General features: G+C 64.8%; 22 protein-coding genes. 15 read left to right on the top strand and 7 right to left on the bottom strand.

Annotated elements, in window-relative coordinates:
- Nucleotides 1-35: 35 nt before the first annotated feature.
- A complete protein-coding gene (locus J7359_RS11295; protein WP_247740346.1) occupies nucleotides 36-824 on the bottom strand; it encodes a GntR family transcriptional regulator in 789 nt (262 codons plus the stop codon).
- Between the two features lie 89 nt (nucleotides 825-913).
- On the opposite strand from J7359_RS11295, the gene J7359_RS11290 reads away from it, so the two are divergent.
- Both J7359_RS11290 and J7359_RS11285 read left to right on the top strand, forming a co-directional pair.
- Entirely contained in the window at nucleotides 914-2,119 is a 1,206-nt protein-coding gene (locus J7359_RS11290) for a mandelate racemase/muconate lactonizing enzyme family protein (RefSeq protein ID WP_209056747.1), read from the top strand.
- On the top strand, nucleotides 2,116-2,886 hold the full coding sequence (locus tag J7359_RS11285) for an SDR family oxidoreductase (RefSeq protein ID WP_209056746.1): 771 nt from the start codon (nucleotides 2,116-2,118) through the stop codon (nucleotides 2,884-2,886). Before J7359_RS11290 ends, J7359_RS11285 begins: the two co-directional genes overlap by 4 nt.
- 64 nt (nucleotides 2,887-2,950) lie before the next feature.
- Here the strand turns inward: J7359_RS11285 and J7359_RS11280 are convergent, their stop codons facing one another.
- The gene (locus tag J7359_RS11280; RefSeq protein ID WP_209056745.1) at nucleotides 2,951-3,856 is read right to left on the bottom strand and encodes a LysR family transcriptional regulator; all 906 of its coding nucleotides are present in this window, start codon (nucleotides 3,854-3,856) and stop codon (nucleotides 2,951-2,953) included.
- A gap of 152 nt (nucleotides 3,857-4,008) precedes the next feature.
- Between J7359_RS11280 and J7359_RS11275 the strand changes: the two genes are divergently transcribed.
- The 9 genes from J7359_RS11275 to J7359_RS11235 all read left to right on the top strand — a co-directional run bounded on the left by J7359_RS11275 (nucleotide 4,009) and on the right by J7359_RS11235 (nucleotide 12,762).
- Nucleotides 4,009-5,046, top strand: coding sequence for an ABC transporter substrate-binding protein (locus tag J7359_RS11275; protein WP_209056744.1), 1,038 nt, complete (start codon nucleotides 4,009-4,011; stop codon nucleotides 5,044-5,046).
- Nucleotides 5,047-5,051: 5 nt separating this feature from the next.
- Complete coding sequence (locus J7359_RS11270) at nucleotides 5,052-5,867, top strand: ABC transporter ATP-binding protein (protein WP_247740345.1); 816 nt, start codon at nucleotides 5,052-5,054, stop codon at nucleotides 5,865-5,867.
- A complete protein-coding gene (locus tag J7359_RS11265) occupies nucleotides 5,867-6,670 on the top strand; it encodes an ABC transporter permease (protein WP_209056743.1) in 804 nt (267 codons plus the stop codon). The genes J7359_RS11270 and J7359_RS11265 overlap by 1 nt, the downstream gene beginning before the upstream one ends.
- A 78-nt stretch (nucleotides 6,671-6,748) precedes the next feature.
- Nucleotides 6,749-8,113, top strand: coding sequence for an FAD-dependent oxidoreductase (locus J7359_RS11260; RefSeq protein ID WP_209056742.1), 1,365 nt, complete (start codon nucleotides 6,749-6,751; stop codon nucleotides 8,111-8,113).
- Between the two features lie 12 nt (nucleotides 8,114-8,125).
- A complete protein-coding gene (locus J7359_RS11255) occupies nucleotides 8,126-9,295 on the top strand; it encodes a CoA transferase (RefSeq protein ID WP_209056741.1) in 1,170 nt (389 codons plus the stop codon).
- Nucleotides 9,292-10,068, top strand: a complete 777-nt coding sequence (locus J7359_RS11250) for an enoyl-CoA hydratase-related protein (RefSeq protein ID WP_209056740.1) — start codon at nucleotides 9,292-9,294, stop codon at nucleotides 10,066-10,068. Before J7359_RS11255 ends, J7359_RS11250 begins: the two co-directional genes overlap by 4 nt.
- A 10-nt stretch (nucleotides 10,069-10,078) precedes the next feature.
- Nucleotides 10,079-10,420 (top strand): ferredoxin family protein, encoded by a 342-nt coding sequence (locus J7359_RS11245; RefSeq protein ID WP_209056739.1) that lies wholly within the window; start codon nucleotides 10,079-10,081, stop codon nucleotides 10,418-10,420.
- Between the two features lie 11 nt (nucleotides 10,421-10,431).
- A complete protein-coding gene (locus tag J7359_RS11240; protein ID WP_209056738.1) occupies nucleotides 10,432-11,298 on the top strand; it encodes a dihydrodipicolinate synthase family protein in 867 nt (288 codons plus the stop codon).
- Between the two features lie 18 nt (nucleotides 11,299-11,316).
- Nucleotides 11,317-12,762 carry an aldehyde dehydrogenase family protein gene (locus J7359_RS11235; protein ID WP_209056737.1) on the top strand — a complete coding sequence of 482 codons (1,446 nt, stop codon included), beginning with the start codon at nucleotides 11,317-11,319 and terminating at the stop codon, nucleotides 12,760-12,762.
- Here J7359_RS11235 and J7359_RS11230 read toward each other — a convergent pair.
- Nucleotides 12,750-13,670, bottom strand: coding sequence for a LysR family transcriptional regulator (locus J7359_RS11230; protein ID WP_209056736.1), 921 nt, complete (start codon nucleotides 13,668-13,670; stop codon nucleotides 12,750-12,752). The genes J7359_RS11235 and J7359_RS11230 overlap by 13 nt on opposite strands.
- Nucleotides 13,671-13,772: 102 nt before the next feature.
- On the opposite strand from J7359_RS11230, the gene J7359_RS11225 reads away from it, so the two are divergent.
- From J7359_RS11225 to J7359_RS11215, 3 genes are all read left to right on the top strand, one after another.
- The gene (locus J7359_RS11225; RefSeq protein ID WP_209056735.1) at nucleotides 13,773-14,093 is read left to right on the top strand and encodes a nuclear transport factor 2 family protein; all 321 of its coding nucleotides are present in this window, start codon (nucleotides 13,773-13,775) and stop codon (nucleotides 14,091-14,093) included.
- Nucleotides 14,093-14,872, top strand: coding sequence for an SDR family oxidoreductase (locus J7359_RS11220; protein ID WP_209056734.1), 780 nt, complete (start codon nucleotides 14,093-14,095; stop codon nucleotides 14,870-14,872). The genes J7359_RS11225 and J7359_RS11220 overlap by 1 nt, the downstream gene beginning before the upstream one ends.
- A 234-nt stretch (nucleotides 14,873-15,106) precedes the next feature.
- Nucleotides 15,107-16,189 (top strand): FAD-dependent oxidoreductase, encoded by a 1,083-nt coding sequence (locus J7359_RS11215; protein WP_209056733.1) that lies wholly within the window; start codon nucleotides 15,107-15,109, stop codon nucleotides 16,187-16,189.
- On the opposite strand, the gene J7359_RS11210 is transcribed toward J7359_RS11215, so the two are convergent.
- Nucleotides 16,180-17,106 (bottom strand): endonuclease/exonuclease/phosphatase family protein, encoded by a 927-nt coding sequence (locus tag J7359_RS11210; RefSeq protein WP_209056732.1) that lies wholly within the window; start codon nucleotides 17,104-17,106, stop codon nucleotides 16,180-16,182. The genes J7359_RS11215 and J7359_RS11210 overlap by 10 nt on opposite strands.
- Before the next feature lie 244 nt (nucleotides 17,107-17,350).
- Between J7359_RS11210 and J7359_RS11205 the strand changes: the two genes are divergently transcribed.
- Entirely contained in the window at nucleotides 17,351-18,019 is a 669-nt protein-coding gene (locus J7359_RS11205; protein WP_247740344.1) for a DUF3047 domain-containing protein, read from the top strand.
- Here J7359_RS11205 and J7359_RS19945 read toward each other — a convergent pair.
- From J7359_RS19945 to J7359_RS11195, 3 genes are read right to left on the bottom strand one after another with little or no spacing between them, the layout of a single operon-like run.
- Nucleotides 18,016-18,645, bottom strand: coding sequence for an ATP-binding cassette domain-containing protein (locus J7359_RS19945; protein WP_247740354.1), 630 nt, complete (start codon nucleotides 18,643-18,645; stop codon nucleotides 18,016-18,018). The two genes, J7359_RS11205 and J7359_RS19945, sit on opposite strands and share 4 nt — an antisense overlap.
- A 2-nt stretch (nucleotides 18,646-18,647) precedes the next feature.
- Nucleotides 18,648-20,351, bottom strand: a complete 1,704-nt coding sequence (locus J7359_RS19940) for an ABC transporter permease (protein WP_247740343.1) — start codon at nucleotides 20,349-20,351, stop codon at nucleotides 18,648-18,650.
- A complete protein-coding gene (locus J7359_RS11195; RefSeq protein ID WP_247740342.1) occupies nucleotides 20,327-21,517 on the bottom strand; it encodes an ABC transporter substrate-binding protein in 1,191 nt (396 codons plus the stop codon). The genes J7359_RS19940 and J7359_RS11195 overlap by 25 nt, the downstream gene beginning before the upstream one ends.
- Nucleotides 21,518-21,522 lie beyond the last annotated feature (5 nt).

Below are 21,522 nucleotides of genomic sequence, written 5' to 3'. Positions count from 1 at the left end.
CTGGCGTGGCGGATGGCCGCTGCACCCCATTCGGGCTAGGACGCCCGTCCTCTCGGACCCTCGTCGAGACCGAAGCTTATATCCAGCAGCGCCGGATCGATATTGCGTTCCAGCCGATCCAGCATGACCAGTCCGAATTCGACCAGCCGGTCCGACATGGTCCGCGCCAGCGCCACGTCGCCCGCAAGCACGGCGCGCATGATTGCCAGATGGTTCTCGACCGTTTCCTCCAGCCCCTGCTGTCCGCTGACCTTGCTGATGTCCAGAAAGCCCGCGCGCCGCCCCAGCGCCTTCAATGGACGCAGGCTGCGTTCCAGAAAACGTTCGCGCGAAGCCTCGATCATCAGCCGGTCGAAGGCCTTGTCCAGAACGTTGAACTGGTCCAGCGTGATCGTCGGCTGCTGCTCTTCAAGCCGGCGCATGATGTGATAAAGACGGGCGCGTTCGTTCCCCTCCATCTCCGATATGACTGCCGCGACCACGAAACGGTCCATGTCCCGGCGCAGATCGGCAAGCCTGCGTTCGCGCGTCAGATCGATCGGCGATACGCGCAGGCCGTTTCGCGGCTGCACATCCAGCAAAGTCTCGGCCGCAAGTCGCCTGACCGCCTGATGGACAGGTGTCCGGCCCAGCCCCGTCAACCCCTGCAGATCCTGCGTCCGCAACGTCGACCCGGGGGCAAGTCGCAGGGATACGAACAACTCCTCGATCCGCTCATAGGCGGCGCTGGTCAGGTCTCCCGATGGCGGCATCAGCGCGGCATCGGCACTGTCAGGGGCTTCCTGCCCCTTCAGTCGTTCCGATGTTTTGCCTTGAAGCCCCATCAAGTCTCTCCTATTGATGTTTCCTGATATTTCACAGCATATCTATAAAGTCAACGCGATTCGTTGGCGATCCGAGCGGAGGACACAGGGTGAAGATCACGGCGATAGAGACGCTGCGCACCGAGGAATTCTCGAATGTGCTGTGGGTCAGACTGCATACTGACGAAGGCAGCATCGGCCTGGGCGAGACATTCTACGGTGCCGAGGCGGTCGAGGCGCATATCCACAATACCCTGGCCGTGCGGCTGCTGGGCAAGGACCCGACCCGGATCGAGGCCCTGAACCGCGCGATGGTCGACCTGCCGATGGCGCAAAGTTCGACCGGGGTGGAATACCGCGCGGCCTCGGCCATCGACATCGCGCTGTGGGACCTGTTCGGCAAGATCACCGGCCAGCCTGTCCACAACCTGCTGGGCGGGCTGAACTGCGACCGGCTGCGGATCTACAACACCTGTGCCGGCTATGGCTATGTCCGCAGCAACAATATCCGCCCGGTCGACACCTGGAACCTTGGCAGCGCCGAAGGCCCCTACGAGGATCTGAACGCCTTCATGACCGATGCCGGCGCGCTGGCCGAGAACCTGCTGGAAAGCGGCATCACTGCGATGAAGATCTGGCCCTTCGATCCGCCGGCGCAGGAAAACCGCGGCATGTTCATCACCGCCGAACAGATGCGCACCGCGCTGGAGCCGTTCGAGAAGATCCGCAAGCGCGTCGGCGACAAGATGGATATCATGGTCGAGTTCCATTCGCTGTGGAACCTGCCCGCCGCCAAGCAGATCGCCCGCGCGTTGGAGCCCTATCAGCCCTTCTGGTACGAAGACCCGATCCGCATGAACAGCCCGCAGGCGTTGGAGGAGTATGCCGCCTCGACCGATGTCTGGGTCTGCGCCAGCGAGACGCTGGGATCGCGCTTTCCCTACAAGGACATGCTGGACCGGGGCGCGCTGCATGTCGCGATGGTCGATCTGTGCTGGACCGGCGGACTGACCGAGGGTCGCAAGATCGCCGCGCTGGCCGACACATATCACCGCCCCTTCGCGCCGCATGACTGCACCGGACCTGTCGGGTTCGTGGCCGCCATCCACGCCTCGTTCAGCCAGCCCAACACGCTGATCCAGGAATCTGTGCGCGCCTTCTATGACGGCTGGTATCGCGAACTGGTCACCGAATTGCCGGTGATCCGCGACGGCCACGCCCTGCCGATGCAGGGGCCGGGCCTGGGGACCGACCTGCTGCCTGCCGTCTTTGAACGCAGCGACCTGACCGTCCGCAAATCGGAGTTGAAAGCATGACCACAAGAAATCTGTTCGACCTGACCGGCCGCACCGCCCTTGTCACCGGCTCGACCCGCGGGCTGGGCCGCGCCATTGCCGAAGGCTTTGCCGCCGCAGGCGCCGCACTGGTCATCAATGGCCGCGACCCGGAAAAGACCGAGGCCGCCGCCCAAGAGATGCGCGATGCGGGCATGACCGTGCGCGCCGCAGCCTTTGACGTCACCGACGAAAAGGCCGTCGAAGCCGTGTTCCGCGATCTGGACGCCGAAGGGATCGAGATCGACGTTCTGGTGAACAATGCCGGCATCCAGCATCGTCAGCCGATGGTCGAACTGTCGCTGGCCGACTGGCAACGGGTGATCGACACCAACCTGACCAGCGCCTTCCTGCTGGGTCGCGAGGCGGCGAAACGGATGATCCCGCGCGGCCGCGGCAAGGTCATCAATATCGGGTCGCTGACCAGCGAACTGGCCCGCGCGACGGTCATTCCCTACACCGTCGCCAAGGGCGGAATCCGGCTGCTGACCAAGGGCATGGCCGCCGAATGGACACCGCACGGCATTCAGGCCAATGCCATCGGGCCGGGCTACATGCTGACCGAGATGAATGAGGCGCTGACCTCGAACCCCGATTTCGATGCCTGGGTCAAGGGTCGCACCCCGGCTGGCCGCTGGGGCCGCCCGGATGAACTGATCGGCACGGCGATCTATCTGGCCTCGGATGCCTCGAACTATGTCAGCGGTCAGTTGATCTTCGTCGACGGCGGGATGATCTCGGTCCTCTAGACCGCGCGGGTTCGGATGCCCTGCCTTCAGCATCCGAACCGCCGCAGGCCCGCGCCTGGATGGATCAGGAATCCAGGCGCATGCCTGCCATCTCGCGGGCCAGCGCGTCGCACATCAGGCGTTTCGCGGGATCGATAGAGCTTGTGGCCGACACGAAGATCCCGACGCGGATGTTCGCAAGCATCTCCTGGATCAGGGGAATGAAGCGCAGCTGGCCACTTTCGATGTCGTCGTAGAACCCGATCTTGGTATAAAGACCGATGCCGTGCCCGCTGAGGATCATCAGCTTCGCAAGCGACAGTGTGTTCGTGAAGATGTGGGTCGACAAGGGCGTGACCAGCGTCGTGATCGCGTGATCGATGATCGAATTGCCGCCCCGCGCGTCGATCGTGCGGACAAGCCTGTAGGTCGCGATATCTTCGATCGTCACACTGGTCCGGCCAGCCAGCGGGTGGTCGGGACGCAGAATGACGCCGAAGGGTGCCGACTTCTCGGACAGCAGCCGGACGCCCGGCTGATCCGAAAAGGTGAAGGCGACACCGACCTCGGCGGTGCCGCTGGCCACCGCATGTACCGCGTCCTCGGGCTGCGAGGTGGTCACCGAGATCGAGATGTCCGGATAAACCTTTCCGAATTCGTTCATCGCGCGCGGCAGGCAGCCCATCGTCATGGAATCGATGGTGTGGATGTTGATATGGCCCGTCCGCAGGTCACGCATGTCGTCGATCAGGATTTTCGTCCGTTCGAAATCATGCAGCACGGTGCGACAGTGTTCCAGAAGGATGGTGCCCACGGCCGTCAGCTCGACCCCCTCTGGCGTGCGGTCGAATATGGAAACACCCAGCCTTTGTTCGACGCTGATGATCTTGCGGTTGACGGATGTGGAAGACACGTTGAGCAGCTGCGCCGCCTTGCGGATCGACCGCTGTCGGGCAACCTCGTCGAAATACCTGAGAAAACTCGAATGCATGCGGCTGCCTGCCCAGGGACAAAAGGGGGGTGGTGCGTTTTCCGCACCACCGTTGGCAGAACTTTCTCCTACCTGCACCGCCCGCGCAACGGTAAAGTCATTTCAACAAGGTCGAAACAAGGGCCGCTTTCCCACCGACAGGAGAGACGCGAATGACGCAAGAGAAGATGACGCTTGACCGCCGCGGTCTGTTGAAAGGCATGACGGCCTTTGGGGCCGCCCTCGCCGGGACCCATATCGGTATCGAAAAAGCTTGGGCCGCCGATACCCATACCGTGAAGCTGCAGCTTGGCTGGCTGGCCGGGAACGGTATCCTGGGTGAACTGGCCGCCGACGCGAATGGATATTTCGCGGAAGAAGGGCTGTCACTGGAGGTCGTGGCCGGCGGTCCGAACGTGGATGGCGTGGCCTCGGTCGCGTCGGGCCGGGCACAGATCGGTTCGATCAGTTCCAGCCCGTCGCTGATGCTGGCAAGATCGCAGGGATTGCCCATCAAGTGCATCGCCGCCGGATATCAGCAGCATCCGTTCACCTATTTCTCGCTTGAGAAGAACCCGGTGCGCGAGCCGAAAGACCTGATCGGCAAGACCGTTGCGACCAACGGGACCGCCAGGATCCTGTTGCAGGCATTGCTGGCGGCCAATGACATTCCCGAAGATCAGGTCGAGGTGCTGGTGATGGGGGCCGACATGTCGCCCCTGCTGACCGGACAGGCCGATGTCGTGACAGGCTGGAAAACCAATGTCGGCGCGCTGTCGGTCCTGGGACCGGATCGGGTCGACATGAGCCTGTGGGACGCCGGGATCAGGCTTTATGCCAATCCCTATTACGTCAACGACAGTGCGCTGACCGATCAGCCGGACCAGGTTCGCGGCATGCTGCGGGCCATCGCGCGCGGCTGGGGCTGGGTGCATGACAACCCCCAGGAAGCGGTCGATATCCTTGTCGCGCGCTATCCCAATCTGGACCGTGAATCCGAATTGGCAGCCGTGGACGCCGTCGTCAAATACAGCTTCGACGAGAACACACGCCAGAACGGCTGGGGCACCATGACGCGCGAGAACTGGCAGGACCAGATCGGCATCTATGACCGACTGGGCCAGTTCGAAGGCGGGGCGCCGCAGGTCGACGACATCATGACGCTGTCGGTGCTGGATGAAATCGCCGCATCGCGGCCGGTCTACGGGTGATGGGCATGATGGAATCGAAAGCCACGCTGACAGGGCAGCCGATCGACGCGCTGCCCGCCGAAATCCCGGCCGCCGCGCTGAAGGCCGCCACGGTCCGCTTTGGCACCTACACCGCCATCGAAGAGCTTGACCTGCAGATCGAGGCCGGTGCCTTCTACACCATTCTCGGACCCTCCGGCTGCGGCAAGTCGACGATGCTGCGGCTGGTCTCGGACCTGATCCCTGCGGCGGGCGGCGATGTGTCGATATTCGGGAAGACGACCGAACAGGCGCGTCTGGCCCGCGAATTCGCCTTCGTCTTCCAGGATGCGGCGCTGCTGCCCTGGCGATCGGCGCTGAAGAATGTCGAATTGCCGCTAGAGATCGGACGCAAGCGGAATGTCGAGATCCCTGTCGGTCCGCGCAGCCCGCGGGAATTGCTGGAACTGGTCGGCCTGAAGGGGCGCGAAAACGCGCTGCCCCATGAATTGTCGGGCGGCATGCGTCAGCGCGTCGCGATCGCAAGGGCGCTGCTGTGCCAGCCGAAACTGTTGCTGATGGATGAGCCTTTCGGCGCGCTGGACGAGATGACGCGCGACCGGCTGAACCTTCAGTTGCTGGATATATGGCGCGAGACCGGCACGACCATCCTGTTCGTCACGCATTCGATTTCCGAGGCCGTATTCCTTGGGCAGAAGGTCATCATGCTGCGCGCCAATCCCGGCCGCCTGCGCGAGATCGTCGATATCGACCTGCCCGAACCGCGCCAGATGAAGCTGCGCGACACCCCCGAATTCAACCGCTACTGCGGCTATCTTCGCGAACTTCTGGAGACCTGCTGATGGCTGTCGCCGAGACAATCGACATCGTCGATCCCGAAATCCAGGCTCGCAATGCCGCCCGGAAACAGAAGCTGATGTCAGCGGTCGTGCCGCTGGCGACGGCGGCGGGTCTTGTCGCCTTGTGGCAACTGGGCGTGAAAGGGTTCGGGGTTCCGACCTATATCGCGCCTGCCCCCTCGGACGTCGCCGCGACCTTCGTCGAGAAATTCCCGCTGCTGATGCAGAATTTCTGGCCCACCTTCATCGAAAGCGTGGCCGGCTTCGCGGTCGGCAACCTGGCCGCGATCCTGATCGCCGTTGCCTTCGTTCATTCCCGCAATGTCGAACGCGCGTTCTTTCCCATCGCGGTCTTCGTGAACACGATCCCGATCCTGGCGATCGCCCCGATCCTGGTGCTGATCTTCGGACCGGGCATGACCGCGAAGGTCGTGATCGCGGCCCTGATCTGCTTCTTCCCGACACTGGTCAACATGGTGCGGGGCCTGCAATCGGTCAGCCCGCAGACGCTGGAACTGGCGCGGATCCTGTCGGCATCGAAATCCGAGGTGTTCTGGAAGATGCGCCTGCCATCGTCGCTGCCATTCCTGTTCTCGGCGCTGAAGATTTCGGCGACGACCTCGGTCATCGGCGCCATCGTCGGCGAATGGGTCGGCGCGGATCTGGGACTGGGGGCGCTGATCATCGATGCGACCTTCAACTTCAATTCGCCGCTGCTTTACGCGACCGTTCTGATGTCTTCGGGCCTGTCGGTCCTGATGTTCACGCTGGTCTCGCTGGCCGAACGCCGGATCGTTCGCTGGTAGCCTAAAGGCCTTCAAGAAAAAGAGAAATCGACGTCGCAGGCATGGACCCGCCGCGGCGTGACAGGAGGAGTTTGTCCAATGACCGAACGCAACAAGGATTTCATCGACAGCCGCGCAGAACAGGTTCCCGTCGTGTCGGACACCGATGTGGTGGTGATCGGGGCGGGACCCGCGGGCCTGTCGGCCGCCGTTTCGGCCGCACGGAACGGCGCGCGGGTGACGCTGGTCGAACGCTATCACCATCTGGGCGGCATGGCCTCGGGCGGGATGGTTCTGGTGCTGGACGACATGGTCAATGACGGCACCGAGATCGTCACGACCGGCATCGTCAGCGAATTCGTGGACCGGATGCAGCGTCAGGACGGTGCCGTCTTTCCGCCCCCCGAAGACTGCCTGACGAACTGGGAAATGTGGCAGAAATGGTCGCGCTGGGGATGCATCGACTTTCACAAACAGGGCATGCCGCAACCGATCATCCATGCCGTCGCCTTCGATCCAGATGCGTGGAAGCGCGTCAGCCTGGATCTGGTCCAGGAAGCAAAGATCGAGCTGCGCACACATAGCTGGTTCTCGGAGGCGCTGGTCGAGGGCAGCCGGGTCACGGGCGTGATCGTGCAGACCAAGCTGGGCCGACAGGCGATCCGGGCGCGTATGGTCATCGACGCATCGGGTGATCTGGACGTCGCGTCCTCTGCCGGGGCCTCGTTCGTCACGGGACAGTTCATCGTCACCACCGTCTTCCGGCTGATGGATGTCGATACCGCCAAGGCCGAGGCCTTCGAATACCAGAACCCCGAGGCATACAAGGCGCTGGACCGGCAGGCCCGCCGCGTCATCGGCGGGGCCTGGGGCATGTGGTGGCTGAAAACCCCGCTGCCGGGTGTTGTATGGTGCAACTGCCCGCACATGCCGGGCTATGACGGGATGTCGCCCGAACACATGGTCGAGGCCGAATTCGAAGGCCGCCGCCGCATGATGGCGCTGCTGGACTTTGCCCGCGCCAATCTGCCGGGCTTCGAGAACGCCAGGATGCTGGGGGCGGCCGAGCAGATGGGCATTCGTCAGACGCGGCTGCTGCAGGGTGAATACATCGTCACCAAGGACGACGTGAAGAAACGCCGCCATTTCGCGGACTCGGTCTGCCGGGGTCGCGACTACTACACGCCCTATCGTGCGCTGCTGCCAAAAGGCATCGACAACCTGATCGTCGCGGGCCGTCACTATTCGGTCGAAAGCGAGGCGCAAAAGCAATCGCGCGAGATTCCCCCCTGCATGGCCCAGGGCGAGGCTGCGGGCGTCGCCGTTGCCAAGGCGCTGCAGGCCGATTGCGCGCTGCGGGACGTCGATGTGACGGCGATCCAGAAACAGATGCGCGCGCAGGGCGCCGATCCCGGCGACGTGCCATCGGCCAACGCCCTGATCGAAGAAACCGCCGCAGCGTAAGGAGAAGACATCATGACCAAACAGGCACTTCCCCTCGAGGGCGTTCGCGTCCTTGACTTCACCCAGGTGATGATGGGCCCCTGCGCCACGCAGATGCTGGCCGATTTCGGTGCGGACGTGATCAAGATCGAACGCCCCGGCGAAGGCGATCTGTCGCGCAACTTCTTCGGCGAGCCAAGCGAAGAGGCGATGAACAACGCCGTCTTCGCCTCGCTGAACCGCAACAAGCGATCCGTCGAGATCAACACCAAGTCCCAGACGGGGCGCCAGATGATCTACGATCTGGTCGCGCAATCCGACGTGGTCGTGGACAATTTCCGCGCCGGGGTGATGAAGCGCCTGGGCTTTGATCATGACACGCTGAAGAAGATCAATCCGCGCATCATCTGCGCCTCGGGCACCGGCTTCGGCGAAGTTGGTCCCTATGCGCACAAGGGCGGGCAGGACGTGCTGGCGCAGGCGATGACCGGGGTCATGGAAAAGACCCAGGACCCCGCGGTTCCCAAGTCCATCTATCCGACAACCTTGTGCGACTATACGGCCGGAATGCACCTTGTTCAGGGCATTCTCGCGGCACTGCTGGCGCGCGAGAAGACCGGGCGCGGCCAGAAAGTCGGGGTCTCGCTGTATGATTCCATGATCGCCATGCAGATGCAGGAGGCAGCGCAATGGTCCAAACATCGCGAGGTGCTGAACTGGGCCGCCATGCCGCTGACCGGCGTCTTCGACACGACCGACGGCGCGGTTGTCGTGGTCGGCGCGTTCAAGCCGCATCCGCTGCGCGACATCTGTGCCGCGCTGCAGATCGAGGATCTGTCGCCCGATTACCCCAACCTGGCGGCGCAGCGCGCCAACAAGCCGTATCTGCAAGGTCGCTTTCGCGACGCCTTTGCCACCAACACCACCGCCCACTGGATCGAGCGGCTGGAACAGCAGGATCTGTTGTGCGCACCGGTCCGGTCGCTGGGTGAGGCCCTGGCTGATGACCAGACCGCTGCGAACGGGATGCTTGTCGATATCGACCATCCCATCCTGGGCCAGATCACGCTTGTCGGATCGCCCGTCCATCTCAGCGAGGCGCCGGTGATGGTGCGCCACACGCCGCCACGGCTGGGACAGCACACCGACGAGGTGATCCGCGAATTCGGCCTCGACGCCGTCGCGCGGAAGGAGGCGGTATGAGCGTTCGCTTCGACGTCACGGATCACGTCGCGCGGGTTACGATCGACCGTCCCGACCGTATGAACGCGGTCGATGCGGCGACCGAGGCCGAACTGAGCCGCATCTGGGCGCTGGTCGAGGCCAGCGACGACATCCGCTGCGTGGTCCTGACCGGCGCGGGCGACCGCGCCTTCAGCGCTGGCGCCGACATGAAGGCCGGCAACGGTCTCAGCGGGCTGGAATACTGGGCCGCGGCAAATCCCGACGGGTTCGGGGGCATCGCGCTGCGGCAAAGCCTGACCGTGCCGGTCATCGCGCGGGTCAACGGCCTGGCCCTGGGCGGCGGGTTCGAAATGGTGCTTGGTGCCGACATCGTGATCGCCTCCAGCACCGCGCGTTTTGGATTGCCCGAGGCCAAGGTCGGCCGCCTGCCGCTGGATGGCGGCATGGTCGCGCTGCAGCGGCTGATCCCGCGGAACATCGCGGCAGGGCTGATGATGACGGGGCGGATGCTGCCCGCCGACGAGGCTGCGCGCCTGGGGCTGGTCAACGCGGTCGTCCCGCCCGACCAGCTTGACGCCGAGGTGGATGCCTGGGTCGCCGACATCCTGTCCTGCGCGCCCCTTTCCGTGGCTGCGATCAAGGACACGATCCGTGCGACCGCCCATCTGGACCCGCACGAGGCACGTGACCTGCGTCGCCCGGCACTGATCGCCGCGCTGCAATCCGAGGATTCTCTGGAAGGCGTCGCGGCCTTCCGCGAAAAGCGCGCGCCCGTCTGGCGCGGCAGATAGCGGGGATGCCATGACGCTTGTGATCCAGGGCCAATGCATCGACGTCAAGGACGGGATCTGCACGACCTCGTGCCCGGTGGACTGCATCTACGAGGGTGAGCGAATGTTCTACATCCACCCGACGGAATGCATCGAATGCGGCATGTGCGAAAGCATCTGCCCGGTCGACGCGATCCGCTACGAGGATGAGTTGGACGCTGAAAACGCCATCTTCGCCCGGATCAACCGCGAGGTTTTCCAGACACCCACGGGCGAGGTCGAGGAACCGGGTGGATGGTCGCGTGACATGGCACCGCGCCGTGACCACCCGGACCTGCCTCCGCGGCCCAGCCTGGCCACCCAAGACAACTGAAGGGAAACATCATGCACGGAATTATCGCGGCGGTGCCGACACCGGTCACCGCGCAGGGCCGGCCGTCAAAGGCCGCGTTTCTGGAACACGCCCGATGGGCGCTTGCCAATGGCTGCGACGGCGTGAACATCCTGGGATCGACGGGCGAGGCCAATTCCTTCGACAGCGCGACCCGACGCGAGATCATGGCCATGGCCGCGAACGGGCTGGATCGCAGCCGCCTCATGGTAGGGACGGGCACCCCTTCGCTTGCCGAAACGATCGCGCTGACGCGGCACGCTGACGATCTGGGCTATCCCGTCGCGCTGGTTCTGCCGCCCTACTACTACACTCCGCCTTCGGACGAGGGATTGATCGCCTGGTATCTGGCGCTTGATGCGGCGCTGGCCGACCGGCCGATCCGCGTCTGGTTCTACAATTTTCCGCAGATGACCGGGTTCGTCATTTCTGCATCGGTGATTGAACACCTTCACGCCCTTGCCCCGCACCGGTTCGACGGAATCAAGGACAGTTCGGGCGATCTTGACTATTGCCGGCGTCTGGCGACCAGCCTGCGGAACCTACGGGTTTTTCCCAGCTCTGAAACCAGTCTGGCCGAAGGCCGCGCGGCCGGATTTGCGGGCTACATTTCGGCCACCGCCAACCTGACGGCTCCGATCTGCGCGCGCGTCTGGGCGGGCGAAACGCATCTTGCCGGGCATCTGGCTGATCTGCGCTCGGCGGTTTCCGCCCATCCGCTGATTCCCGCGGTCAAGCATCTGGTTGCCCGGCGCACGGGCAATTCCGACTGGCAGAACGTCCTGCCGCCCTTCACCCGCCTCGGATCGGCCGAGGCAAGAATTCTGGACCGCCTGACATCCGAAGTCCTTGCGGCCTGAGCGAAAACGGAGATTTCCATGAAAGACATCAGCGACATCCACGGCCACCTGATCGCAGGCGAATGGCAGCGGGGCGATGACAACCGCCCGAATGTGAACCCTTCGGATACACGCGACATCATCGGCCTCTATGCCTGTGCCGGACGCGACGAAGTGGATCGCGCCGTCGGCGCCGCCCGCGCGGCCTTTCAGACCTGGGCCTTCTCTGGCCCGCAAGCGCGTCACGACCTTCTGGACGCAGTCGGCACCGAGTTGTTGGCCCGCAAGGACGAGATCGGTCGCCTTCTTGCGCGCGAAGAGGGGAAAACCCTGCCCGAAGCCATCGGAGAGACCGCGCGCGCAGGGCAGGTCTTCAAGTTCTTCGCCGGCGAGGCCTTGCGGGTGACCGGCGATGCGCAACAATCCGTCCGGCCCGCAATAGATGTCGAGGTCAGCAGGGAACCGGTGGGGGTGATCGCCCTGATCACACCCTGGAACTTCCCCATCGCGATCCCCGCCTGGAAGATCGCGCCCGCGCTGGCCTATGGCAACTGCGTCGTCCTGAAACCGGCCGAGCTGACGCCGGGCTGTGCCCATGTCATTGCGCAGCTGCTGCACAAGCACGGCTGCCCGCCCGGCGTTTTCAGCATGGTGATGGGGCCGGGATCGGTGGTCGGCGACGCGCTGGTGTCGCATCCGGACGTCGATGCGGTGTCCTTCACCGGCTCAGCCGCGACCGGATCGCGGATCGCGGCGACCTGTGGCGGCCTGCGTCGCAAGGTGCAGTTGGAAATGGGCGGCAAGAACCCGATGGTCGTCATGGACGACGCCGACCTGACGACAGCCGTGCAGGCCTGTCTGAACGGCTCGTTCTTCTCGACCGGGCAGCGCTGCACCGCGTCTTCGCGACTGATCGTGCAGGCGGGCATCCACGACGCGTTCGTTCAGGAACTTGCCCGGCAGATGCGCGCGCTGCGGGTGGGCGACGCGCTGCAGGGCGACACGCAGATCGGGCCCGTTGTGGACGAACGTCAGCTGGCCTCGAATCTCGACTATGTCGAACTGGCGCGCAGCGAGGCATCCGAGGTGATCGGTGGCGAACGACTGGACCTGTCCGCGCCCGGCTTCTATCAGGCCCCTGCCCTGTTCCTTGGCACGAAGAACGACGCCCGCATCAACCGCGAGGAAATCTTCGGACCCTGTGCGACGGTGATCCGCGTCGATGATTTCGACGAGGCATTGGCCGTCGCGAACGACACCGATTTCGGGCTTTCCGCCGGGATCTGCACGAGTAGCCTCAAGCATGCCACGCAATTCCGCCGCAAGGTCGAGGCGGGAATGGTCATGGTCAACCTGCCGACCGCAGGTGTCGATTACCATGTGCCGTTCGGCGGCCGCAAAGGGTCATCCTTCGGCCCGCGCGAACAGGGGCGCTATGCCGCCGAGTTCTACACGGTGACGAAGACCACCTATCAAAGCGCCTGAGAGGGGGCCTGACCGGAACGGCGCGCCGCGACGTCGCGCGCCATCGCGAGGAAGGCGGTGAACCCCGCCGAGGGGTTCCGCCTTCCGGGATAATAAAGGCTGAAGCCCGGACGCGGCGGCGTCCAATCCTCCAGCAGGCGGATCAGCCGACCGGCTGCGATCTCGTCGATTACGTCCTGCTCGATGAAAAAGCCGATGCCCGCGTCGTCAAGAACCGCGGCGCGGGCAATCGCGGCCTCGTCCAGCGTCAGTCGTCCCTTGGCATCGATCTGCACGGTTTCACCGTCACGTTCGAAAGGCCACCGGAACAATGCACCATTCGGCAGCCGCACGCGAATGCATTCCTGCAACGGCAGATCGGCCGGGGTATGCGGCAGATGATGCGCGTCGATCCAATCCGGCGAGGCCACGACGGCGTATCGCTGAAGCCGGCCCACCGACAGGGCGATCATGTCGCGCGGCACCAGGTCGGCGGGGCGAATACCCAGGTCGAATCCCTCGGCCACGATGTCGACCAGCCGACCCTCGGTGACCAGATCGACCTGCATCTGGGGAAAGCGGCGCAGGAAGGCCAGCACGAGTGGCGCGATTTCCCGTCCTGCCTGGACCGAGGCGTTGATCCGCAGCAGACCCGAAGGTGTCCGGCGCTGCGACCGCGCGCCATCCATCGCACCCCGGATTTCTGTCACCGCCGGACCGATGCGTTCGACGAATTCGCGCCCGGCATCGGTCAACGACACGCTGCGCGTGGTTCGGTTGAACAGCCGCACGCCAAGGGTGGTCTCGAGCCGTCTGACAGTATGCGAAAGCGCCGTTGTCGAGATGCCCAGGTCGATCGCCGCCGCCCGGAAAGACCCGCGCCGCGCGATGGCCAGAACCGACTCGAGTCCTTTCAGTCCGCTCTCCATTATCCCGATCCTGTCATCGCTTGATGCCATTCTATCCTGATTACCAATGCGACCGTCCAGCCCCATATCTTGGTTCAGAACCAGAATCGGAAGGATTGTCTCATGCAACTGCCCCGCCCCATCCAGACCTATTTCACCGCGCGTGCGCCACAGGACCGCGACGCCCTTGCCGCCGCATTCGCCCCCGATGCCATCGTCCATGACGAAGGTGCCGACCATCATGGTCCGCAGGCGATCCGCGACTGGTGGCTTGCCGCCAAGGCGAAGTATCGCCACCACGCCGAGCCGCTGAGCGCGACCGAGACCGGCGGAAAGACCGTGGTCAAGGCAAACGTGACCGGCGATTTTCCGGGCAGCCCGGCCGTTCTGACCTTTACCTTCGGCCTGAACGGTGACCGCATTTCTGATCTGGAGATCGGCTGATGCCTGATTTCGTGACACTGAAGGGCAAGCGCGCGATGATCACCGGCGGCACGCAGGGCGCGGGCGCGGCCACCGTCGCGCTGTTCCGTGATCTGGGCGCGCAGGTCATGACGACGGCCCGCAAGCAGCCGGGCGATCTGACCGACGACATGTTCGTTGCCGCGGATCTGACCACGCCCGAAGGATGCGACGCCGTGGCTGCGGCCGTGCGGGCCCGGATGGGCGGCGTCGATATCATCGTTCATATGCTGGGCGGATCATCGGCACCCGGTGGCGGTTTCGCGGCACTGGGCGAGACGGAATGGCAGGCCGAACTGGCCCTGAACCTGCTTCCTGCGGTGCGGCTGGATCGGGCACTGCTGCCCGGCATGGTCGCGCAAGGCGCGGGGGTGGTGGTTCACGTCACATCGATCCAGCGCCTTCTGCCGCTGCCCGAGGCGACGACCGCCTATGCTGCCGCCAAGGCTGCGCTGTCGGTGTACAGCAAGAGCCTGTCGAAAGAGGTCTCTCCGAAAGGCGTGCGCGTGGTCCGCGTGGCGCCGGGATGGATCGAGACCGAGGCATCGGTCCGGCTCAGCGAACGCGTGGCCGCCGAGGCCGGCACCGATCTTGACGGGGGACGGCGGATCATCATGGACAGTCTGGGCGGCATCCCGATCGGCCGCCCGTCAATGCCCGCCGAGATTGCCAACCTGATCGCCTTCCTCGCCTCGGACCGCGCCGCGACGATCACCGGCACGGAATACGTCATCGACGGGGGAACGGTGCCGACCGCCTGACGCGGGATGGTGGAGATAGGGAAGTTGTGCAGGCTGCTGCGTCCCGTGACCACGTGCAGGGGCCGGACCGTACGATCCAAGGCTGCCCTCAGGCAGCAGCAAGGCCGAAAGGACATGTTGTGACTAGGCGGCGCATTCGAATGGACCTTTTCCCCGACGGGTTCTTTCCATCCTGCGCCGTTTCCGTCAAATCCGGTCTTGACGGCCAAGACTCATGCCGAGCAGGAATGACAGATGACATCCGATGACGATCCCCGGATCCTGCTTCTGGGGGCAGGGCATGCGAACCTGCTGGCGGTGCGTCTCTTGCGCGCGAAATTGCCGCGGGCCCGCATCACCGTGATCGACGCAGCGGCGCAGGCAAATTATTCGGGGATGTTCCCCGGATATGTCGCCGGTCACTATTCAATCGACGAGATGCGTGTGGACCTCACGCGTTTTTCACGATCGCACGGGATTTCGTTCGTTCAGGGCCGTATCTGCGGGATCGACCCGATCGCCCGGAAGGCAACCCTGCAGGACGGTACGCGGATGTCCTATGACCTTGCGGCTCTGGACGTGGGCAACCATGGCGCCATGCCAGAGATACCGGGATTTTCCGACCACGCCATTCCCATCAAGCCGCTTGACGGGTTCGGCGCGCGGCTGCGGCAAACGCCCGCGACGATCCCCGCAGCCATCATCGGCGGCGGCGTCGCGGGTGCCGAAATAGCCCTTGCCCTGCGCCATCGCGGGGCAAGCCAGGTCACGGTGATCGAGGCGGGATCCGTCGTCGCGCAGGCATTGGGGCTGCGTGCGCGCAGATATCTGGCGGCGGCGCTGCATGGATCTGGTATCCGCGTCGTGACAGAAGCCCGGATTGCGTCGGTCCAGGGCGACGCGGTCGTCCTGTCGAACGGCACACGCATCGCCTCTGGCCTGACAATCGGCATCGCGGGTGCACGCGCGCATGGCTGGATGGGCCTGACCCTTCCCGTGGACCGCGCGGGATTTGTCCGCGTGACCCCGACATTGCAGGTCGAGGGGCACGAGGCGCTGTTTGCCGTCGGTGACTGTGCCGCGATGATGCATGCACCGCGCCCCAAGGCGGGCGTCTTTGCCGTTCGTCAGGCGCCGGTTCTTGCCGCGAACCTTGTCGCCGCGGCATCCGGAAAGCCCATGCGCCGATATGACCCGCAGCAAGATTATCTCAAGATCATCTCGCTGGGGGGCCGAAACGCTTTGGCCGAATGGCGCGGGCTGACCCTTCGTGGGGCGTGGCTGTGGCGATGGAAGGACAGGATCGACCGGCGCTTCATGTCCGAACTTCAGAACTGATCGCAACGCGCCGCATCGGGAAGGATCTGGGCCAGCACCGGATAGTGGTCCGATGGCCATTGCCCGTCTGGCCGCGACCGGACCGCGACAGGCCGATCAGTCAGCCGAGTGGCGCAGTCATGCAAGATATGGTCGATCGCGCCAAACAGGTTCAGGCCGCGGTTGAAGTGAAAGCTTGACCCGCGAGCGGGCGTCAGGACCAGTCCCGCGTCCGTCAGGATGCGGGCGGTCCGGCTGCCCGCCAAGGCGTTCAGATCACCGGCCAGGATGACATGCTCTTGCGCCTTCAGCCATGGTGCGATGCGCGCGGCCACCAGTCTGGCCGATCGCAGGCGATTTCGCGCACTGCGGAAGTCGAAATGGACATTCACGACGCGCAGCCGCTTTCCCGTGCTGCGATCCTGAAACCAGGCCCAGGATGCAAAGGCCGGATAGGATCCGTTGAAGGTCCGCGAATAGATCACGTCGGGTGTGTCCGAGAAGAAGAACCACCCCTGATCAAGCAATTGCAGACGGTCCGTTCGATAGAAGATCGGTTGCGTCGATGGAAATCGCCGCCAGTCACCGCTGGCAGCGACCGAGAAATCCGGCATCGCGGCCTGCAGGTCGTCGCGGGCCAGGTTGACGGCACCGTCATCACCCTGGCGAAAGCTCTCCATTTCCTGAAATGCGATCAGGTCGGCGTCCAGGTCTTGCAGCACCTGTGCCATGGCCGCGCGGCGCCGATGCCAGCCCTCGACCGACCAGGGGCTGTCATGCCGGGCATCAAGAAGAATGTAATGTGTGTTCATCGTCACGATCCGAAGGGCGCCTTCAACGGGCTTCGGAGGTTCCTCGCCTCGTGCGTTCCATGCCATCAGCGCGACGACCAGCAGCGCAAGAAAGGCCGGAAATGCAAGGTATAGGCGCGGGCGCATGGCCCATCAGGCGCAGGAATTCCGTTCATGTCAATTCCGGGCCGACGATCCGCTGTCGTCAGCCCGGCGCACGAATGCCGAACCCGACGGCTGTCAGAGTTGCAGGACGGGTCATCCTGTTGTCCAGCGCGTTGCCGTTTGAGGAATCGCCGCGACAGCTACATCGTCACGATACCGTGGCTGGTGCAGCAATGCCACGCGCCGATACGATGACGGCATCGACATGCCAAGCAGGAGAGCCAACATGCAGCGTCGTTCATTTCTGGCCACGGCAGCGGCCATGTGTGCAATCGGCGGCGCATCTGTCGCCGACGCCCAGCAGGCCACGCGCATCGCCTTTGACAACGCATGGCGTGCAGTCAATTTTCCACGCCTTTCGCCAACCCGGTACGGGCTGGGGGGCGGAACCCTTTCGATTGCGGGGGATGCCAGTTCTTCGCTGATCTACCGGGCGGTGCCAGATGCGGCACGCGGCGCACGGACGGCCCAGTGGGACTGGAGCGTGACGCAAACCGTGCCGCCCACCGATCTGGCTCGCAAGGGCGGCGATGACAGAAACATCTCGGTTTATTTCGTGTTCATGCCGCGACAGGCGGCGGGCCGATTGTCACCGGACACGTCTCCGCAGCGACTGCTGTCCAATCGTTCGGCGCGCACACTGATATATGTCTGGGGCGGCAGTCATCGCGAACGCGCGATGATTGCCAGCCCCTATCTGCGCGGCCGCGGTTTCACGATCGCGCTGCGGCCTGCAGGCACCGGCACGGGTCGGGCGCAGGTCGATCTGGCCAGCGATCATGCCGCGGCATTCGGCACCGAACCCGAACTTCTGGTCGGGCTGGCGGTTTCGGCCGACAGCGATGACACGGACAGTCAGCTGCGCGCCAGTGTGTCGAACCTGATCCTCGGCTAGGTCAGCGCGACCACCGGCCCGCCCGCAGCGTCTGCATCCTGCCGGTCGTGGGTCACCAGCAATGCCGGAATGCGGCTGCGGCGGATCGTCGCCAGCACAAATTCCCGGATGTCGTGGCGACGCCCTGGATCAAGCGCTGAAAACGGTTCGTCCAGCAGCACTGCCTTGGGATCTGCCAGCAGGGTGCGCATCAACGCCGCCCGCGCGCGCTGCCCGCCCGACAGCGTGGCCGGGTCGCGCGCGCCCATCCCGTCCAGCCCGGCCTGCGCCAGCGCTTCTGCCACCGCCATGCGCCGCGCAAGACGGCCCCGGATGGCCGGCGACAGGCCGAACGCAAGGTTGTCGGCCACCGACAGATGCGGGAACAGAACCGCCTGCTGGAACATGACGCCGATGCCGCGCGCCTCGGCCGGCAGGTCCGTCACGTCGCGGCCGTCCAGAAAAACCCTCCCTGTCACGTGAAAACCCGGCGACAGATGACCTCCGATCGCGTCCAGAAGCGTCGATTTTCCCGCTCCGGACGGGCCTGTGACCGTGGCCACCTCGCCCGCGACGACGGTCAGATCCAACCCCGCGAACAGCGTCGCACCATCCGGTGCCCGCACCGACAATCTGCTCAGCTTCAGGCTCAACTTGCCTCTCCTTTCAGGGCGCGCCGGTTGCGGTGGATCACAGCGGGCAATATCAGGGCCGCCAGATAAACCAACCACGGCAGGCCCGCCTGCAGGGTCGCGTGAACTGCGGCCACCCGCCTGTCGGACCCGGAGGACAGGGCAACGGCCTCGGTGGTCAGGGTGGCAACCCTGCCGCCGCCCAGAAACATGGTCGGCAGGTATTGTGCGATCGATACCGCGAATCCCAAGGCCGCAGCCAGCATCAGCGGCGCCAGCAGCACAGGCAGCTTGACCCTCAGCAGCCTGCGCCACGGCCCTGCGCCAAGGGCTGCGGCGGTGCGCTGCATGCGCGGGTCCAGCGCGGCCCATGGCCCTGCAAGCGCGATCATCACATAGGGAAACACGAACAGGACATGCCCCCAGACGACCGCGATCATCGGCGCCATTTCCAGGCGCAGCAACAGGCCTGACAGCCCGATCAGCACCGAAAGTTGAGGCAGCAGCAGGGGCAACGCCACCGCTGCGCGCATCCAGCCGCGCAGGCCATGCCGGCCAGCCCGGTCGCCGCCCTCAAGCCAGCCGATCGCCAGGATCAGCGCGATCCCGCTTGACGCCAGCGCGATGAAGAAAGCCGTCTGCGCCGCGGACAGCCATCCCGCTCGACCCTGCCAGGCGGCCATCGACAATCGCTGGGGCCACGGATCGGGCCAGCGCCATGTGAACGTGACCGACCAAAGCGCCAGTACCGCAAGCGACAGCACCACAAGAAACAGCAACCCCGCCAGCAAGAGAGCGGGCACCGCCAGCCAGGCGTCAAGCCCGCGCAGCCGCACCCCCCGGCGCATCGCAGCCCGCGCGAAGATGCCGGCAACCGAAGCCCCCGCCCATAGCAGGCCCATGGCCATCGCGGTCAGACCCAATTGCAGCAGGGCGCCGGACGAGGCGGGCAGCATCGCGCGCAAATCTGGGTCGGCGAACAGACGCGCCACCATGACCGACAGCGTCGGCGGGTTCGACGGCCCCAGGATCAGTGCCGTGTCCACGACCGACATCGAAAAGGCCAGCACGGCCATCACCGGCAACCGGATCAGCGGCCACAGTTGCGGCACCAGTACCCACAGCCAGACCGCCGCACGTCCATATCCAAGGGCTCGTCCCGCGGCCATCTGCTCGCGCATCGCGATCTGTGTCGAGGCACCAAGCAGGATGACGATCAGGAACGGAACCTCTTTCAGGACCAGGCCCAGGATCAGCGCCAGCCCCCACGGGTCCCCCACGGTCGCCAGTTCAGGCGGGCGATCCCAGCCCAGCCCCACGGCCAGCCCCCGCGCGATCCAGCCCGATGGCGCGATCACGAAAGCAAGCCCGATGGCCAGCGCAGCATGCGGGGCAGCCAGCAGCGGTGCCAAAACGCGCCGCAGCCATGACACCCGATCCTGCAACGCCGCCACCGCGCCGAACGCCAGCCCCATGGAAATCATCGTCGCGGCCACCCCCGTCCACAACGACACCGCAACCGCGCGCCAGAGGCCCGGTTGTCCCAGCAGCGTGCGCCAGGCGTCAAGATCCGGTCCCCGCGCACCCAGCAAAGCCATGTGCCCGAAGCCCGCCAGCGCGCTGTGGACCACACCGATCATCACCGGCAAGATTACCGCAATGGCGATCGCCGCGCCGCTGATCCCGCGCAGAGAGATCACCGCGTATAGCGGTCTTGCCATGCTGCGGTCAGCCGCGTCATCCAATCGGGGTGCGGTTCCGCCAGAACGGCCCCCAGATCCGACAGCGCAGGCAACGCGGGCGCGGTCGGAAGGGCCGCGAACGCGGCCTGACCCGTGGCATCCAGCTTCGCCGGATCCAGAACCGAGAACGACCCCAAGACTTCGATATTCTGCATTCGTGCCTGCGTGGCGGGCGCCAGCAGGGCATCAGCCACGACCTTTGCCCCGGCCTTGTGCGCGGCGTTGACGGGAATTGCGACGAAGCTGACATTACCGATGCTGCCCGCCTGGGGCACATGCACGCGCACCGTTTCGGGCAACAGTCCATCAGCGATTGCCGCTGCGGCAGAGGCCGGATCGAAGGACATGGTCATGTCTATCTCTCCGTCATTCAGCAGCTGCTGCTGGATGCTTTCGTTTTCCGGGAAGGACCGCCCATCGCGCCACAGGTTCGGGCGCAGCGCATCGTACCAGTGCCACAAGGGCACGGTCGCCTTTGCAAAGCTGTCATCGGTGGGCGGGACAGACAGATCGGTATCGTCGGGTGCCAGCTCGATCAGCGCTTGTTTCAGGAAGGTCGCGCCCATGAAGTTGGCTGGGTCGGGATGGGTGATGCGGCCGGGATGCGCCGCGGCCCAATCCAGCCAGCCCGCCATGTCCGCGGGCGGCGCGGCAATGCGGGCACTGTCATAGTTGAAGACGAACTTCGCCAGTCGCCACGGGCTTTCCAGCCCCTCGACCGGGACCGTGAAATCGACGGTGTTGGCCGAGCCCTCGGACAGGTCCAGCCACTGCGCGTTGGGCAGATTCGCCACGAACGGGCCGTGCAGCAATCCCTGATCCTTCATGGCCAGGAAATTCGGCCCGTTCAGCCAGATCAGATCGACCGATCCGCCGGTCTTCTCACGCCCCGCGGCCCGTTCGGCCAGAACGCGCGCCACGGCGTCGGCGGTATCGGCAATCCGGACATGCTGCAGCGTCACCCCGTGCCGCTCCAGAACCTCGTCGCCCACCGACGCAATGAAATCATTGGTGCGCTGGTCCCCGCCCCAGGCATGGAAGAAGACGGTCTGGCCCCGAGCCTCGTCCAGCGTCTCTTCCCATGTCTGCGACAGGACGGGGGTCACGCTCAGCATCAGCGCGGCGGCGGTCAGGATGGGGTTCATCAAAG

The sequence above is a fragment of the Paracoccus sp. R12_2 genome (assembly GCF_017744015.1).
Lineage (GTDB): Bacteria > Pseudomonadota > Alphaproteobacteria > Rhodobacterales > Rhodobacteraceae > Paracoccus.
Note: the sequence above shows the minus strand (reverse complement) of the source record. Positions and strands in the feature narration are given on the sequence as shown.

What these genes read in the sequence shown, in the direction of transcription:
- J7359_RS11295 (WP_247740346.1), bottom strand. Translation starts at nt 824, where the DNA reads ATGGGGCTTCAAGGCAAAACATCGGAACGACTGAAGGGGCAGGAAGCC.
- J7359_RS11285 (WP_209056746.1), top strand. Translation starts at nt 2,116, where the DNA reads ATGACCACAAGAAATCTGTTCGACCTGACCGGCCGCACCGCCCTTGTC.
- J7359_RS11280 (WP_209056745.1), bottom strand. Translation starts at nt 3,856, where the DNA reads ATGCATTCGAGTTTTCTCAGGTATTTCGACGAGGTTGCCCGACAGCGG.
- J7359_RS11275 (WP_209056744.1), top strand. Translation starts at nt 4,009, where the DNA reads ATGACGCAAGAGAAGATGACGCTTGACCGCCGCGGTCTGTTGAAAGGC.
- J7359_RS11270 (WP_247740345.1), top strand. Translation starts at nt 5,052, where the DNA reads ATGATGGAATCGAAAGCCACGCTGACAGGGCAGCCGATCGACGCGCTG.
- J7359_RS11265 (WP_209056743.1), top strand. Translation starts at nt 5,867, where the DNA reads ATGGCTGTCGCCGAGACAATCGACATCGTCGATCCCGAAATCCAGGCT.
- J7359_RS11260 (WP_209056742.1), top strand. Translation starts at nt 6,749, where the DNA reads ATGACCGAACGCAACAAGGATTTCATCGACAGCCGCGCAGAACAGGTT.
- J7359_RS11255 (WP_209056741.1), top strand. Translation starts at nt 8,126, where the DNA reads ATGACCAAACAGGCACTTCCCCTCGAGGGCGTTCGCGTCCTTGACTTC.
- J7359_RS11250 (WP_209056740.1), top strand. Translation starts at nt 9,292, where the DNA reads ATGAGCGTTCGCTTCGACGTCACGGATCACGTCGCGCGGGTTACGATC.
- J7359_RS11245 (WP_209056739.1), top strand. Translation starts at nt 10,079, where the DNA reads ATGACGCTTGTGATCCAGGGCCAATGCATCGACGTCAAGGACGGGATC.
- J7359_RS11240 (WP_209056738.1), top strand. Translation starts at nt 10,432, where the DNA reads ATGCACGGAATTATCGCGGCGGTGCCGACACCGGTCACCGCGCAGGGC.
- J7359_RS11235 (WP_209056737.1), top strand. Translation starts at nt 11,317, where the DNA reads ATGAAAGACATCAGCGACATCCACGGCCACCTGATCGCAGGCGAATGG.
- J7359_RS11230 (WP_209056736.1), bottom strand. Translation starts at nt 13,670, where the DNA reads ATGGAGAGCGGACTGAAAGGACTCGAGTCGGTTCTGGCCATCGCGCGG.
- J7359_RS11225 (WP_209056735.1), top strand. Translation starts at nt 13,773, where the DNA reads ATGCAACTGCCCCGCCCCATCCAGACCTATTTCACCGCGCGTGCGCCA.
- J7359_RS11220 (WP_209056734.1), top strand. Translation starts at nt 14,093, where the DNA reads ATGCCTGATTTCGTGACACTGAAGGGCAAGCGCGCGATGATCACCGGC.
- J7359_RS11215 (WP_209056733.1), top strand. Translation starts at nt 15,107, where the DNA reads ATGACATCCGATGACGATCCCCGGATCCTGCTTCTGGGGGCAGGGCAT.
- J7359_RS11210 (WP_209056732.1), bottom strand. Translation starts at nt 17,106, where the DNA reads ATGCGCCCGCGCCTATACCTTGCATTTCCGGCCTTTCTTGCGCTGCTG.
- J7359_RS11205 (WP_247740344.1), top strand. Translation starts at nt 17,351, where the DNA reads ATGCAGCGTCGTTCATTTCTGGCCACGGCAGCGGCCATGTGTGCAATC.
- J7359_RS19940 (WP_247740343.1), bottom strand. Translation starts at nt 20,351, where the DNA reads ATGGCAAGACCGCTATACGCGGTGATCTCTCTGCGCGGGATCAGCGGC.
- J7359_RS11195 (WP_247740342.1), bottom strand. Translation starts at nt 21,517, where the DNA reads ATGAACCCCATCCTGACCGCCGCCGCGCTGATGCTGAGCGTGACCCCC.